Genomic DNA, 14,410 nt, shown 5'->3' on the forward strand with positions numbered 1-14,410 from the left:
GGCGGATTTACTGACGGTCCGTCAGATTAAGTGGGCACCGCTGTGCACGGAAGGCTTGGAACGGAAGGGGAACAGCATGTCCCAGGAGACCCGCAGCGACGTGTACGCGGAACTGGCGGCCGTCGGCCCGTACGGCATCCGTCCCGGCCACGCCCTGATCACCATGGTGGAGCCGCACCCGGGCCACGAGTACGCGTACAACCGCTGGTATGAGGACGATCACTACTACGCGGGCGCCATGGCGATGCCCTGGATGTACGCGGGCCGCCGCTGGGTGGCGACCAGGGACCTCCAGCTCCTGCGCTACCCGGAGAAGTCGGCGGTGGCCAGGCCGGTGACAGCGGGCTGCTACATCACGGTCTACTGGGTGACCGCGGGCCGCCACGACGACCACATGAAGTGGACGGTCGCCATCAACAAGCGGCTCAACCGCGACGCCCGCGTCTACCAGGACCGTACCCACGTCTTCACGGCGTTCCAGGACCACGAAGCGACGGTCTACCGCGACGGCGCCGCGGGCCCCCGCGACTTCCACGCCCTCGACCACCCGTACGCGGGCCTGGTGGTGGAGGTCGTCGACGCGGAGGGCCCGGCGGAACGGGCCGAGTTGCTGGAGTGGCTGCGCACCCGCCACCTCCCGAAGCGCCTCGCGGGCTCCCCCGCCGCCATGGTCACGGTCTTCCGCCCGACCCCGCTCCCCCTCGACCGCATGTCGTACGTCAAGCAGGTGGAGGGCGTGGACACGCGACTCACACTGCTGTGGTTTCTGGAGGCGGATCCGCGGGAGTGCTGGGAGGGGCACTTCACGGGGCTCGACGAGGCCGTGGCCGATGCGGGCCTCGGGAGGGTCGAGTTGGTGGCGCCGTTCATTCCGACGGTGCCGGGGACGGACCGGTATGTGGATCTGCTTCGCTGAGGGAGGGGTGAGGCCCCGGGCGGCATGACGGCCGTCCGGGCCGCGGCGCATCGGCTCATCCACGGCCGGTGGCTGGATGTCGCCGCAGAACAACCTGACTTGATCTTGCCTCGACCGCCGCCGCGCCGGAGTCTCGGGGCATGCAGAACTCACCGACGTTCGTCTTCGTCCACGGCGCCTTCGCGAACTCGTTCTCCTTCGCACCACTGCAGGCCGAGCTCGCGCTGCTCGGGCATCGCTCCGTCGCGGTCGATCTTCCCGGTCACGGGTTCCGGGCGACGTTCCCCGCGGCCTACCAGGCCCCTCAGGATCTCGGCGCGTTCGCCTCGGAACCCGGGGGCATCAAGGGCGTCACCCTCGCCGACAACGCCGCCCACCTGATCGGCGTCCTCGAACGGGCGAAGCGGAACGGGCCGGTCGTCCTCGTCGGCCACAGCAGAGGCGGTGTCACGATCACCGCGGCAGGCAACGCCCGGCCCGATCTGATCGACCGGATCTGCTACGTCGCCGCCTGGTGCCCCGTCAACCTGGACGTCGGCGACTACTACGGCGAGCCGGAGATGGCGGACGTCGACCCGGGTGCCTTCGCGGGGGTGTCCGCCGGGAACCCCGCCGAGCTCGGTCTGATCCGGGCCAACTTCCGGACCGCCGACCCGGTGGCGCTCACCGCGCTCAAGCGGGCCATCGCCGCCGACCTCAGCGACGACGAGTTCCGGACGTTCCTGAGCACCTTCCAGCCCGACGAGAACCTCGACGTCGGTACGTCCGCCGACCGGGCCCAGGCCGCGAGCTGGGGACGGATTCCCAAGACCTTCGTGCGTCTGGCCGACGATGCCAGCATTCCGCCCGCCATGCAGGACCGGCTGATCCGCGAAGCCGACGCGCTCACCCCCGACAACCCCTTCGACGTCGCGACGCTCCAGGGGAGCCACCTCGGCTGGCTCGTCCACCCGAAGCCCGCCGCCGAGCTGCTCGCACGCCTCGCAGAGCGCTAGGTGTTCTGCCCTGAGGGGCACGTATCGCGTCGCGATCAACGGGCGTGACCTGGGTGAGGGCCCGCGGCCGGCGAATATCCGGTTGTCTGTCGGCCATGGTGCCGGGTGCAATACGCGGCATGGTTGCTCAGGTGCGCCCGCCACGGCGAGACGAGATGCACGCGTACTACCGGGCCTTGCCCTACGCGAACGGGTTGCCGCACTGGGAGCCCGCCGATGCCGCGTGGCACGGGGGACCGGAGCCGTGGCCTCCGCAGCGCACTCCGGCAACCGCCGAGCAGCTGGAGGAGTGGGCAGAGGCCGACTTCAAGGACGAGTCCTTCCATCCGATCGCCACATTCGTCGACGGCGCGTGCGTCGGGGCTTCGGCCACCATCTCTTTCGACGTGACGGTCCCCGGAGGCGGGACGCTCAAGATGGCCGGCGTCACCGCCACCGCGGTGATCGCCACACACCGGCGGCGCGGTTACCTGCGGCGGATGATGCAGGCCATGTTCGACGGGGCCTTGGACCGGGGCGAGCCGTTGGCGATGCTCAGCGCAAGCGAAGGCAGCATCTACGGACGATTCGGTTTCTCCCCGTCGACCTACCGCACGCGCTGGGAACTGGCCCGTCACCAAGCCGCACTGCTCCCGGCAGCACCCGATCCGGGTTCGCTGGAACTGGTCGACGCCGCACAGGCGAAGCAGTACTGGCCCACAGTGCATACGGAGGTGCGTGCCCACCGCGTCGGTGAGCTCAGCCCGTTGCCCGGACGCTGGGACAGGCTGTCCGACGTCGCGGACGGCACGAACGGGCCACTGCGGTATCTCGTCCACCGTGACCAGCACGGCGATGTGGACGGCGTGGCCAACTTCGGACTGCCGTGGTCCCCGACGGCCGACCATGCGGGAACGCTCGTTGTTCACGCGTTGGAAGCGACGAACCCGGTGGCCTATCGCGCCCTGTGGGGGGTGCTGGTCGACTTCGACCTCACCAAGACCATCGTGGCGGCCGGCCGTCCGCGCGACGAACCACTGCGGTGGATGCTCGCGAACCCACGCGCGATGCGCGTCACCCGCCAGACGGACAACCTGTGGGCGCGCCTTCTCGACGTTCCCCTCGCCCTGACGCAACGTGCCTATGACACCGACACGGTCGGCGAACTGGCGTTCACCATCGATGACGACCGCATGTGCCCTGCGAACAACGGGACATGGCTGCTCCGTGCGGACGGCGCCTCGGTGACATGCGTCGCCACCGACCGGGAGGCGGACCTGACCATCACGGTCCCGGCGCTCAGTTCGCTCTACTTCGGTGGCATGTCGGCGCACGACCTGGCGTACGCGGGCCACATCACTCCGCACGCGGACGGCGTGATCAGGCGGCTGGCCCGTCTGTTCCGCGTCGACCCCGAACCGCACAACTCCTTCGGCTTCTAGCGTGTACCGCCGTGATCAGTCCATGGCTCGCCGCCCGATACGTCACTGCTCGCCCCGTGCTTCGGCCGCCTCCGTCGCCCTGTGGTGGATCTCCTGGATCGCCTGGTCGTCGGGGCGCAGTGCGAGGGCCTCGGTGGCGTCGGTCAGTGCGCGGGCGGGATCGCCCAGTTCGAGGTGGACGAGTGCGCGTCGGCTCAGGGCCCAGGCGTAGTGCGGCTTGAGCTCCACGGCCAGGTCCAGATCCGCGAGCGCCTCCTCGTGGCGGCCCAGGGCGGCCCGTGAGGCGGCGCGGCTGGCGTAGGCCGAGGCGTAGGCGGGGTCGAGTTCCAGGGCGCGGTCGTAGTCGGTGAGGGCGGCCCGGTGGTGGCCGGCGACGCGGAGGGCGTCGCCGCGCTCGCACAGGCCCCAGGCCCAGTCCGGCTGCAGGACGACGGCCCGGTCCAGGTCCTCCATCTGCCGTGTGGTCTGCCCGAGGTCGCGCAGCACGCGCGCCCTGCGCATCAGCGCCCACGCGTAGTCGGGCTGCAGCTCCAGCGCCCGGTCCAGGTCCGTGAGCGCCCGGTCCAGGTCGCCCAGGCGGAGCCAGGTCGCTCCGCGGGAGGCCCAGGCGAACTCCCGGCCCGGGTCGAGCCGGATCGCCCGGTCGAGGTCCGCGAGCGCCTCCTCGTACTGCTCCACGATGCGGTGGTACTCGCCCCGTGCGGAGAGGCTTCGCGCGTGGTCCGGCTCCCGTTCGAGCGCGCGGTCCAGGTCGGTGATCGCCGCGCGATAGTCGCCCAGGTCGGCGTGGGCCAGGGCGCGGCCCCGGTGGGCGCGGGCCAGGTCCGGGGCGAGGGCGATGGCCATCCCGTACGCCGCGAGTGCCTGCCTGGACGCGCCGGAGTTCCGCAGCACCTTGCCGCGCGCGGTGTGGGCGAGGGCAAGGGTGCGGCTGTCGAGGCCGGCCGGGGACGCACCGCCTGCCAGGAGTTCCGTGCTTCCGGGGGCGCCGCTGCTGCCGGGCGCGGGCGGACCCTGTACCAGATGCGGTCCGTCGGCCCGGTCCAACAGTAGATCGAGTGCGGCGGACTGCCGCCCCCGTTCGAGCGCCCCGGCCAGCCCTCGCCCCCACTCCCGCAGTGCGGGGTCTCCCGTGTCCTCCCCGGCTTCCCCCAGCAGCTCCGCCCACCGCCGGGCGACCGCCTCCTCCTGGTCGCAGGCCGTCACGAAGTCCCGCAGCACGTCCGGGAGCGCGGTGCGTGGCCCGGCGCACAACCGGTGGTACGACTCCTCCAGGCGCAGTCGGCGCCACCACTCGTCCGCCCAGGCCGCCTCTTCGCCGCCCAGCTCCGCCTCGACCTCGGCCCGCCACTGCTGAAGCGCCTCGGCGAGGCGGCGGTGCCGGTCGGTCCACTGGCGCGGGGAGCGGTACCGCTGCAACCGCAGCATCGGTGCCCGTACGAGGTCGTGGTACCGCACCCGGTCCCCGCGGTCGCTCACGAACGGCAGCCCGCGCAGCCACTGGAAGAACGTCTCCGTCTCGTCCTCCGCGCACGGCACGGCGACCCGCACCACGTCGGCGTCCAGCTGCCGGGGGAACGCGCAGGCCAGGGCTGCGGCCCGGCGCACCGGGTCCTCCTCCCACTTCAGGAACCGGTCCACGGCGGTCGCGCCCGGGTCGCCGATGTCCGCCACGTCCGCGGGCCGGGCCTGGGCGAGCGTCGACACGAGGACCGGCAGCCCGTCCGTGAGCCGGAGCACCTCCGCCACGACCGGCTCGGCCACGACTCCGTTGTCCGCGAGCAGCGCGCGTGCCTCCGCCTCCGTGAAGGGCTCCAGCGGCACGTCGGCCACGAAGCCGGCGACGTCACTCCAGCGGGCCGCGTCGAGGGGGTACTGGCCGGAGGTGACCACCACCAGGTTGCCGGGGACCTCCCCGTACCGGTCGGTCGCCATGACGTCGTGCAGCCAGCGGTCCAGAAGCGGTCCGGTCCTTTCGTAGGTGTCGAAGAAGAAGACGATCCACGGGACGTCGGCGGCGACGTCCCGCACCTCCCTCAGCAGCACCGGCGTCAGCACCTGCTCGGGTTCCCGGACGAGCCGGACGTCCTCCTGGTTGCGGAAGCGGGAGCCGATGCCGGTGCGCATCTGGTCCACGCCCCGGGCGAGTTGGGCGGGATCGACGCCGGCACTGGCCAGCGGGCCGACGACCGGCACGTACCCCAGCGCCGCCGTGGCCACCCGTGCGACGGCCGTACTGCCCAGGGAGGGTGCCTGCGGATCGGGTACGGCGGTGAGCGCGGCGACCTCGGCCTCGAACCGGCGTTCACGGTACGCGGCCAGTTGCCGCTCCAGTTCCTTGAGCCGGTGCCCCTGCGCCGCGCACTGGGCGCTGATCGCGGTGAGGACGTCGGGCACGCTGCCCACGGCCTCGTCGGCGTACACGGTCAACGCCCCGCGCTCCCGGGCGATCTGCTCCAACTCCCTGACCAGGAAGGTCTTGCCGACCCCGGCGTTGCCGTGCACGTGGAACAGGAAACGGGCGGGCACGGCGTCGGGGGCGAGATCGAGGTTGTCCCGGAACGCGGCGCGCTCGGCGTCCCGCCCGACGAAGGCCTGCCGTCTGCGCTGCCGGATCAGCTCCTGTCTCGACGGCCGCACCCGCGCCATGTGTCCCTCCGCGTCTTCGCTTCTCCGCCGTCGCCCGGTCCCTCGGCCCACCGACCCCAGTCTTGCCCAACTCGGCGGAATCCACCTGGGATTGACTGGCCCCACCGGGACATGATCGAACCATGACCACCAACACGAGACCACAGTCCACGCGTTCTTCCACGCTGCTTCCCCTCGCCGCGACCCTCCTCACCGCCACGGTCGCCCTCTACATAACCCTCGTCGCCTTCAGCAACATCACCGACTTCGGGACCAATCAGGCGTTCGTCCAGCACGTCCTCGCGATGGACACCACGTTCAAGGACGAGGACCTGATGTGGCGGGCCATCGAGTCGCGGACGCTGCAGAACGCCGCGTACGTCGCCATCATCGTGTGGGAGACCGTCGCCGCGATCGTTCTCATCGGGGGCACGTACCTCTGGGCGCGCCGGGACCACCACCGTGCCCGGCGCGTGTCCACGCTCGGGCTGCTGATGCTGATGCTGCTGTTCGGCGCCGGGTTCATCGGGATCGGCGGTGAGTGGTTCGTGATGTGGCAGTCGGGGGACTGGAACGGGCTCGACGCGGCGACGCGGGTCTTCACGCTGAGCGGGATCGTCCTCCTGGTCATTCATCTTCCGATGGACGGCCGGGCGGCCGCCTCCGGCGCGAGTACGGACGAGCGGTAGTCGAGCGGTGCCCGCCCGGGGCCTTTTCCCGGCGATACCCGCGGCGCGGGGCGGTGAGGGTTCTTCGCCCCCGCCGCCCCTACCCGTCCCGTCCCTGGGGGCTGCGCCCCCAGACCCCCCGGGCAGGGGTAGCCGCCCTGTGTTTCTTTTCGGGCTGCGGTCTTCGTGGCTGGGCGCGCAGTTCCCCGCGCCCCTTTTTGGGCCCCCCGCTGTCAGTCCAGGACCGGTAGGAGGTCCGGGAGGTGGCCGTCCGACACCGCCGCCGCCCGCTGCCGTTCCTCCGGGACCTCCCCGTACAGCGTCGTACGCGGCTTCGCCGGGCGGCCCGCCGCCTTCGCCACCGCGATCAGGTCCTTGACGGACTTGTACGAGCCGTAACTCGACCCCGCCATGCGGGAGATGGTCTCCTCCATCAGCGTGCCGCCGAGGTCGTTGGCGCCGGAGCGGAGCATTTCGGCGGCGCCCTCGGTGCCGAGCTTGACCCAGCTGGTCTGGATGTTGGGGATGTGGGGGTGCAGGAGGAGGCGGGCCATGGCCGTGACCGCGCGGTTGTCGCGGGTGGTGGGGCCGGGGCGCGCGATGCCCGCCAGGTAGACCGGTGCGTTCGTGTGGATGAACGGGAGCGTCACGAACTCCGTGAAGCCGCCCGTCTGTTGCTGGATGCGGGCCAGGGTGCGCAGGTGGCCGAGCCAGTGGCGGGGCTGGTCGACGTGCCCGTACATCATCGTGGAGGAGGAACGGATGCCCAGCTCGTGGGCCGTCGTCACCACCTCGATCCAGGTGGCCGTGGGCAGCTTGCCCTTGGTGAGGACCCACCGCACCTCGTCGTCGAGGATCTCCGCCGCCGTGCCGGGGATGGTGTCGAGGCCCGCCTCCTTCGCCGCCGTCAGCCACTCGCGGATCGACATGCCGGTGCGGGTGGCGCCGTTCACCACTTCCATCGGGGAGAAGGCGTGCACGTGCATGCCGGGGACGCGGGACTTGACCGCCTTCGCGATGTCGAAGTACGCCGTGCCGGGCAGGTCCGGGTGGATGCCGCCCTGCATGCACACCTCGACCGCGCCCACGTCCCAGGCCTGCTGGGCGCGGTCCGCGACCTGGTCCAGGGAGAGGGTGTACGCGTCGGCGTCCGTCCGGCGCTGCGCGAAGGCGCAGAAGCGGCAGCCGGTGTAGCAGACGTTGGTGAAGTTGATGTTGCGGGTGACGATGTAGGTGACGTCGTCGCCGACCGCCGACCTGCGGACGTCGTCGGCGATGCGCGTGAGGGCGTCCAGCGCCGGGCCGTCCGCGTGCAGCAGGGCGAGGGCCTCGTCGTCGGTCAGCTTCGTCGGGTCGTCGGCCGCGGTGCGCAGGGCCTCGCGTATGTCGGTGTCGATGCGCTGCGGGGCCATGCCTGGGGCGGCCGCCTCGCGCAGGGCGTCCCAGTCGCCGTACACCGCGTCGAAGTCGTCGCGCCGGTCGGCGGTGCGGCCCTCGGTGTCGATGGTGGTGTGGAGGTCGGTGCGGCCCGAGGGCTGGAAGGCCTCCTCGGGTTCCTGCCACGGGTGGCCCTCGACGGTCGCGTCCTCGCGGGCCAGCCCCGTCTCCGGGTCCGCCAGTGCGCGCACGTGCGGAAGGAGCCGGGGGTCGAGCCAGGGTTCGCCGCGGGTCACGAACTCCGGGTAGACGCAGAGACGTTCCCTCAGCTCGAAGCCCGCGGCCGACGACTTCTCGGCGAGTTCCTCGATCTGCGGCCAGGGGCGCTCGGGGTTGACGTGGTCGATGGTGAGCGGGGAGACGCCGCCCCAGTCGTCGATTCCGGCGCCGATGAGGCGCGCGTACTCGGAGTCGACGAGGTTGGGGGGCGCCTGGATGCAGCCGGCCGGGCCCATGATGTGGCGGGCGACGGCGACCGTGGCGACGAGCTCGTCCAGTTCCGCGTCCGGCATGCCGCGCATCGCGGTGTCGGGCTTGGCGCGGAAGTTCTGGATGATCAGTTCCTGGATGCCGTGGTAGGCGCGGGAGACGCGGCGCAGGGCGAAGAGGGACTCGGCCCGCTCCTCGTACGTCTCGCCGATGCCGATGAGGATGCCGCTGGTGAAGGGCACGGAGGAGCGGCCGGCGTCCTCCAGGACGCGCAGCCGTACGGCCGGTTCCTTGTCCGGGGAGCCGTAGTGGGGTCCGCCCGGCTCGGACCACAGCCGGGTGGCGGTGGTCTCCAGCATCATGCCCATGGAGGGGGCGACCGGCTTGAGCCGCTGGAAGTCGGTCCAGGACATCACACCCGGGTTGAGGTGGGGCAGCAGGCCGGTCTCCTCCAGGATGCGGACGGAGATGGCGCGGACATAGGCGATGGTGTCGTCGTACCCGTGCGCGTCCAGCCACTCGCGGGCCTCGGGCCAGCGGTCCTCGGGCTTGTCGCCGAGGGTGATCAGCGCTTCCTTGCAGCCGAGTGCGGCGCCCTTGCGGGCGATGTCGAGGACCTCGTCCGGGGACATGAACATGCCGTGTCCGGCGCGGCGCAGCTTGCCGGGGACGGTGACGAAGGTGCAGTAGTGGCACTTGTCGCGGCACAGCCGCGTGAGGGGGATGAAGACGCTCTTCGAGTAGGTGATGACGCCGGGCCGGCCGGCCGCCGCCAGCCCCGCGTCGCGCACGCGGGCCGCCGACGCGGCCAGGTCCTCCAGGTCCTTGCCACGGGCCTGGAGGAGCACGGCCGCCTCGGTGACGTCGAGGGCGACGCCGTCGCGGGCGCGTTTGAGGGCGCGACGCATGGAGTTCTCGGTCGGGCCGGTCCCTGGGGTCGCGGAAGTCGTCATCCTTCGAGCATACGATCGGCGTGATCAGCGCCAGGGCCCCCACGGTGCCTGGTCGGTGCCGGTCGCCTCCTGTGGGCTCGTCGTGGTTGGTCGCGCCCACGCGCCGCACAGAGACACAGCCCCGCGCCCCTTGAGAGCGTGAGCGCGCCCCCCGGGGGTTTTCGGGGCGCCGGGGACTGCGCGACCAGCCCCGCACGACCCGCACCGGGCCACCCGCCCGACCCCCGGCACACGAGGCCCCGGCGCGCGTCCGGAAGGCGACCACGCCGCTTGCGCGCCACGTGCCGATCCTCTTCCCTTGCACGGAAGTTCACGGCTGAGCGGCAAGGTAGTACTCGCCCCACCCGCACCACCCATGTGCCCCTGTGACGACACCCGTGTGACGATCCGACGCGTTGGGAGCAGCAGCATGTGCGAGGACGAGGACCGCGGCGCAGGACTCGGCAGACGCGCCCTGTTCGTGACGGGCGCCGCCGCCGCGCTTACGTTGGGGAGTGTGAGCTTCGACAACGGGCCGGTCGCCGAGGCGGCGGGCAACCAGGAGACGAAGACGGTGCGCGGCACGCTGCCCACCGGCTCCCCCGACTTCGTGTACCTCCCCGTCGACGTGCCGGCGGGCGTACGTGAACTGCGCGTCGCGTACACCTACGACAAGCCGTCCGTCCCCGCCGGCACCGTGGGCAACGCCCTCGACATCGGCGTCTTCGACGAGCGCGGCACCGGCCTCGGGGGCCGGGGCTTCCGCGGCTGGTCGGGCGGGGCCCGCACGGAGTTCTTCATCCGGGCCGACGAGGCGACGCCGGGCTACATTCCCGGCCCGGTCCGCCCCGGCACCTGGAACATCGCGCTCGGCCCGTACACGGTGGCGCCGCAGGGCCTGGCGTACGAGATCACGATCACCCTCACGTACGGCGCGCCGGGGAAGACCGTGAAGCCGGTGTACCCGCCGTCCCGGGCGAAGGGCCGCGGCCGGGCCTGGTACCGCGGCGACTGCCATCTGCACTCCTGGTACTCCGACGGCCGCCGCACCCCGGCCGAGATCGCGGCGCTCGCCCGTGCCGCGGGACTCGACTTCATCAACACCTCCGAGCACAACACCCATGCCGCGCACGCCCACTGGGCCGACCAGGCGGGCCCCCATCCCGACGGCGAACTGCTGATCCTGCTCGGCGAGGAGGTCACCACGCGCAACGGTCACGTGGTGGCGCTCGGCACGGACCCCGGCACGTTCATCGACTGGCGCTACCGGGCCCGGGACAACCGCTTCGGCAAGTACGCGCGCGAGATCCGCGACGCCGGCGGCCTGGTCGTGCCCGCCCACCCGCACGCCACGTGCATCGGCTGCAACTGGAAGTTCGGCTTCGGCGAGGCCGACGTGATCGAGGTGTGGAACGGCGCGTACACCCCGGACGACGAGGTGGCCCTCGCCGGCTGGGACGGCATGCTGGTCGCCTCGGTGCGGTCGAACGGCGGCCGGTCCTGGATCCCGGCGATGGGCAACAGCGACGCCCACCGCGACCCCGACCCCGTGGGCCGTCCGCAGACGGTCGTCCTCGCCGACGACCTGACCCGCGAGGCCATCCAGGAGGGTCTGAGGGCGGGCCGCTCCTACGTGGCGGAGTCCAAGACCGTGTCGCTGTCCTTCACCGCGGCCGGCGGGCGGGGCGAGCACGCGGGCATCGGCGAGCGGCTCGACGTGGACCGCGACGACCCGGTCACGGTCCGCCTGGAGGCCACGGGCGCCCCCCGCTGCACGGTCCGCTTCGTCACCGACCAGGGCGTCCTCCACACCAGCGAGCCCCTGCCGGCGTCGGGTACGGGCACGGTCGAGTGGCGTACGACGGCACAGTACGCGGCCTACGTACGGGCGGAGCTGCGGCACGAGGCCGTGGTCACGTCCTTCCCGGGGCCACTGGCGGCGTTCACGAACCCGATCTTCCTGGGGCGCTAGCTGTATCGCCCGGCGTCACGGCGTGGTGCCCGGCGCCAGGTCGGCGACCACGGCCGCGTGGTCGGAGGGCCACACGCCGTCGACGGGCCGGTCCCCCGCCCGCCGGACCGCCCGTACGGCGCCGAGACCGCCGGGCCCGGGCCCCACGTGGATGTAGTCGATCCGCGCGCTCGGCGAGAAGGTCGCCGCGACGTACGGGTTCCCGCGGTCCCACGTGGCCGACGGAGCCCCGGGGTCCGCGTACGTCCAGGCGTCGAAGAAGTACTGGCCGGGCACGGGTGAAGCCGTCCTGCAGCCGCCGAACAGCCGCATCTCGTCGGAGTCGGGCCAGGCGTTGAAGTCCCCGGTGACCACGGGCGGGAAGTCGGTGCCGCCCTTGTGCCGGGCGACGAACCCGGCGAGTGCGGTGACCTGTTGGCAGCGGACGGCGGACGCCGACGGGGCGGACGTGAGATGCGTGGTGAAGAAGGGCACGTGCCGTCCGGGCGCTTCCAGCCGCGCGTACAGCGCGAGCCGGCCGCTGCGTCCCTCCTCGGCGGGCAACGGCAGCACCGCCCGCTCCAGGACGGGCCACCGGCTCAGTACGGCGTTGCCGACGCCTACGCCGGTGTCCCCGATCCTGCGCTGCCAGTGCCCGGGGTCGTCGGAGGCGGCCCAGGTCCAGTGCATCCCGAGCTCACCGGCGAGCCACTCGGCGAGGTTGTCCGAGCCCTGCTCCCACACCTCCTGCAGTCCCACGACATCCGGCCGCAGTTCCCGCAGCGTGGCGAGGATCGCCTTCTGCCGCGCCTCCCAGGGCCCGAAGCGCCACCACAGGTTCCAGGTCACGACCCTCATCGGCCACCGCCTTGTCCCGCTGTTCCGTCCCGTCTGCTACACCTTGCTCAACGTGCACAGGAACCACAACCGCGCCCACCGCACCCACAGAGGAGCGTGCAGCCGATGGCCCCTTACGACGACCGCAAACACCGAGCCGTCACCGCCTTCCAACGCCGGATCCTCAACCCGGTCATGCGCCGGATCCCCTTCCAGACGGCACTGGAGACCACGGGCCGCACCTCCGGCCTCCCCCGCCGCACCCCCGTGGGCGGCCGCCGCGTCGGCAACTCGTTCTGGCTGGTCTCGGAGTACGGGGAGAGGTCCCAGTACGTCCGCAACATCCGCGCGAACCCACGCGTGCGGCTACGGATCGGCGGCCGCTGGCACGAGGGAACGGCCCACATCCTCCCCGACGACGACCCGGTGGCCCGCCTGCGCACCCTGCCGCGGTCCAACAGTGCCGTGGTGCGGCTGGTGGGGACGGATCTGCTGACGGTGCGGGTGGATCTGACGCCTTGACATCCGGCGCCGGGTTCTCAAGGGTTTGGTTGCCGCGGGTGAACCGGTCGTCCCGCAACTGAGCTGGCCGCCGGAAGGCGCCCCCACGGCCCGTCTGCTGTCAGCGGAGAACGATCCGAGAGTTCGCCTCCTGGCGGCCCTGGCCCGCGGCGCGATCGACTTCCTGAGCGGCCCGCAGCGCGAGCAGTTGCGCGCCTGCACCGCACCGCGCTGCGTGCGTACTTCGTCAAGAGCCATGGGCGGCGGGAATGGTGCAAGCCGTCATGCGGGAACCGCGCCCGGGCAGCCCGCCACTACCGGCGTCAGCACGTGGCCCCACCGGCTCCAGCGCCAAACGCTGCTGGAGCAATCCGAGCCAGTGAGCCTTTGCCGACCTGATCACGCGCTGGCGATCATGAGGGTCTGGACTGCGGCGATGACCTTGTCGGCGTTGTTGGGGCTGGAGCGGATCTTCCAGTTCTTCAGTTCGGCGTTGACCCGCTCGCCGGGTCCGCGGCGGCGGGCGGGGGCTTCGTTCACGTCTATTGGGCGGGGAGGAGCGGGCGCAGCTCTGCGCGGCTCGGCCCGCATGGCCACCCGGCTCCCGGACCCCTGCTGTGCGGTGAGTCGCCCTCGGCGTCCAGTTCTGCGTAGGCGTCGGCCACGGTGTTACGGGCTTTGCCCAGATCAGCGGCAAGGGATCGGGCCGAGGGCAGCCGGGTGCCCGACACGAGCCGCCCGGTGGGCGCGGCCTCCCGTAACGCGTCCATGAGCCCGGTGCGCAATCCGGGTCCGCTCAGTTCCAGATGCGGGGCGACGCCGGCCACCGACGGCTGCGTGACAGAAGTGGCCCGGGAATCTGCCGTGGAGGGGGACCGTCCTCGTGCCGCCACCGCCGTCCGTGGCCGCCCGCTGTCAGCTGCGCGGTCGGGCTATGCGCCGTATCCGCCGTCGATCCTCAGCACTGCGCCGGTGACGTAGGAGGCCTGCGGGCTGGCGAGGAAGACGACGCCTGCGGCGATCTCCTCCGGCCTGCCGTACCGCCCCATCGCCGTGGTCGGAAGGAACATGGATGCGGCCGGGCCGTCGGCGGGGTTTCCTTCGGTGTCGATGAACCCGGGCTGGATGACGTTGACCGTGATGCCCCGGTGCGCCAGATCGCGGGCTGCGCCCCGGCTGAAGCCTTCGAGGGCGGACTTTGTGCCCGTGTAGTACGCCATCCCCTGGAAACCCGCCCGAGTAGCCACACCCGAGCTGATGCTGACGATCCGCCCGCCATCGGGCAGCAACGGCACCGCCGCCTGGATCCCGGCCACCACGCTGGTGTAGTTGACGGCGAGCTGCCGCTCGATGGCGGCCTGGTCGACGAGCTCGCTGTCGACCAGGCCGCCACCACCCGCGGCCGCGTTGTTGACCAGAATGTCCAGCTTCCCGAACTGCTCGACCACGCGCCGGATCAGGCCCGCCGCCTGCGTCGCGTCCGCCTGGTCGGCCTGGAAAGCCGCCGCACGCACCCCCTTCGCCTCCAGCTCCGCGACCACGGCCTTGGCCCGATCCGCCGAGGACGAGTAGCTGATCGCGACATCGGCTCCCTCGTCAGCCAGCGCCAGCGCCGACGCCGCCCCGATCCCCCGCGACCCGCCGGTGACGATCGCCACCTTGTTGTCCAGCTTTCCCATGTGCTTCCCACTTCCC

At 71.8% G+C, this 14,410-nt stretch carries 11 protein-coding genes and 2 pseudogenes; 7 read left to right on the forward strand and 6 right to left on the reverse strand.

Annotation, left to right across the window (positions count from 1 at the left end):
* Positions 1-76 precede the first annotated feature (76 nt).
* The 3 genes from ACZ49J_RS34075 (at position 77) to ACZ49J_RS34085 (ending at position 3,332) form a co-directional block, all read left to right on the forward strand.
* Positions 77-916 carry a hypothetical protein gene (locus ACZ49J_RS34075; protein ID WP_467454378.1) on the forward strand — a complete coding sequence of 280 codons (840 nt, stop codon included), beginning with the start codon at positions 77-79 and terminating at the stop codon, positions 914-916.
* 140 nt (positions 917-1,056) lie between these two features.
* On the forward strand, positions 1,057-1,911 hold the full coding sequence (locus tag ACZ49J_RS34080; RefSeq protein WP_467454379.1) for an alpha/beta hydrolase: 855 nt from the start codon (positions 1,057-1,059) through the stop codon (positions 1,909-1,911).
* Positions 1,912-2,030: 119 nt separating this feature from the next.
* Positions 2,031-3,332, forward strand: a complete 1,302-nt coding sequence (locus tag ACZ49J_RS34085) for a GNAT family N-acetyltransferase (RefSeq protein ID WP_467454380.1) — start codon at positions 2,031-2,033, stop codon at positions 3,330-3,332.
* 42 nt (positions 3,333-3,374) lie between these two features.
* Here the strand turns inward: ACZ49J_RS34085 and ACZ49J_RS34090 are convergent, their stop codons facing one another.
* A complete protein-coding gene (locus ACZ49J_RS34090) occupies positions 3,375-5,981 on the reverse strand; it encodes a tetratricopeptide repeat protein (RefSeq protein WP_467454382.1) in 2,607 nt (868 codons plus the stop codon).
* A 122-nt stretch (positions 5,982-6,103) separates the two neighbouring features.
* On the opposite strand from ACZ49J_RS34090, the gene ACZ49J_RS34095 reads away from it, so the two are divergent.
* Entirely contained in the window at positions 6,104-6,649 is a 546-nt protein-coding gene (locus ACZ49J_RS34095; protein ID WP_467454383.1) for a DUF2165 domain-containing protein, read from the forward strand.
* Between the two features lie 212 nt (positions 6,650-6,861).
* Here ACZ49J_RS34095 and ACZ49J_RS34100 read toward each other — a convergent pair whose 3' ends face one another.
* Positions 6,862-9,447: a bifunctional FO biosynthesis protein CofGH gene (locus tag ACZ49J_RS34100; protein ID WP_467454384.1), complete on the reverse strand. Its 2,586-nt coding sequence runs from the start codon at positions 9,445-9,447 to the stop codon at positions 6,862-6,864.
* A gap of 409 nt (positions 9,448-9,856) precedes the next feature.
* Between ACZ49J_RS34100 and ACZ49J_RS34105 the strand changes: the two genes are divergently transcribed.
* Positions 9,857-11,398: a CehA/McbA family metallohydrolase gene (locus tag ACZ49J_RS34105; RefSeq protein ID WP_467454385.1), complete on the forward strand. Its 1,542-nt coding sequence runs from the start codon at positions 9,857-9,859 to the stop codon at positions 11,396-11,398.
* 15 nt (positions 11,399-11,413) lie between these two features.
* Here the strand turns inward: ACZ49J_RS34105 and ACZ49J_RS34110 are convergent, their stop codons facing one another.
* Positions 11,414-12,235 (reverse strand): endonuclease/exonuclease/phosphatase family protein, encoded by an 822-nt coding sequence (locus tag ACZ49J_RS34110; RefSeq protein ID WP_467454386.1) that lies wholly within the window; start codon positions 12,233-12,235, stop codon positions 11,414-11,416.
* A 105-nt stretch (positions 12,236-12,340) separates the two neighbouring features.
* Between ACZ49J_RS34110 and ACZ49J_RS34115 the strand changes: the two genes are divergently transcribed.
* A complete protein-coding gene (locus tag ACZ49J_RS34115) occupies positions 12,341-12,736 on the forward strand; it encodes a nitroreductase/quinone reductase family protein (RefSeq protein ID WP_467454387.1) in 396 nt (131 codons plus the stop codon).
* Positions 12,737-12,767: 31 nt separating this feature from the next.
* Positions 12,768-13,114, forward strand: a pseudogene (locus ACZ49J_RS34120) (CGNR zinc finger domain-containing protein); the annotation flags it as partial.
* Here the strand turns inward: ACZ49J_RS34120 and ACZ49J_RS34125 are convergent.
* From ACZ49J_RS34125 to ACZ49J_RS34135, 3 genes and pseudogenes are all read right to left on the reverse strand, one after another.
* Positions 13,115-13,255: a hypothetical protein gene (locus ACZ49J_RS34125; protein WP_467454481.1), complete on the reverse strand. Its 141-nt coding sequence runs from the start codon at positions 13,253-13,255 to the stop codon at positions 13,115-13,117.
* Positions 13,256-13,485, reverse strand: a pseudogene (locus ACZ49J_RS34130) (GntR family transcriptional regulator); the annotation flags it as partial.
* A gap of 162 nt (positions 13,486-13,647) precedes the next feature.
* Positions 13,648-14,394, reverse strand: a complete 747-nt coding sequence (locus ACZ49J_RS34135) for an SDR family NAD(P)-dependent oxidoreductase (protein WP_467454388.1) — start codon at positions 14,392-14,394, stop codon at positions 13,648-13,650.
* Between the last annotated feature and the right edge of the window lie 16 nt (positions 14,395-14,410).

It is taken from the genome of Streptomyces sp. NPDC030840, from assembly GCF_055572015.1.

Bases quoted from the DNA above. Each gene is read 5' to 3' on its own strand.
- ACZ49J_RS34075 (WP_467454378.1), top strand. From the start codon at position 77: ATGTCCCAGGAGACCCGCAGCGACGTGTACGCGGAACTGGCGGCCGTC.
- ACZ49J_RS34080 (WP_467454379.1), top strand. From the start codon at position 1,057: ATGCAGAACTCACCGACGTTCGTCTTCGTCCACGGCGCCTTCGCGAAC.
- ACZ49J_RS34085 (WP_467454380.1), top strand. From the start codon at position 2,031: ATGGTTGCTCAGGTGCGCCCGCCACGGCGAGACGAGATGCACGCGTAC.
- ACZ49J_RS34090 (WP_467454382.1), bottom strand. From the start codon at position 5,981: ATGGCGCGGGTGCGGCCGTCGAGACAGGAGCTGATCCGGCAGCGCAGA.
- ACZ49J_RS34095 (WP_467454383.1), top strand. From the start codon at position 6,104: ATGACCACCAACACGAGACCACAGTCCACGCGTTCTTCCACGCTGCTT.
- ACZ49J_RS34100 (WP_467454384.1), bottom strand. From the start codon at position 9,447: ATGACGACTTCCGCGACCCCAGGGACCGGCCCGACCGAGAACTCCATG.
- ACZ49J_RS34105 (WP_467454385.1), top strand. From the start codon at position 9,857: ATGTGCGAGGACGAGGACCGCGGCGCAGGACTCGGCAGACGCGCCCTG.
- ACZ49J_RS34110 (WP_467454386.1), bottom strand. From the start codon at position 12,235: ATGAGGGTCGTGACCTGGAACCTGTGGTGGCGCTTCGGGCCCTGGGAG.
- ACZ49J_RS34115 (WP_467454387.1), top strand. From the start codon at position 12,341: ATGGCCCCTTACGACGACCGCAAACACCGAGCCGTCACCGCCTTCCAA.
- ACZ49J_RS34135 (WP_467454388.1), bottom strand. From the start codon at position 14,394: ATGGGAAAGCTGGACAACAAGGTGGCGATCGTCACCGGCGGGTCGCGG.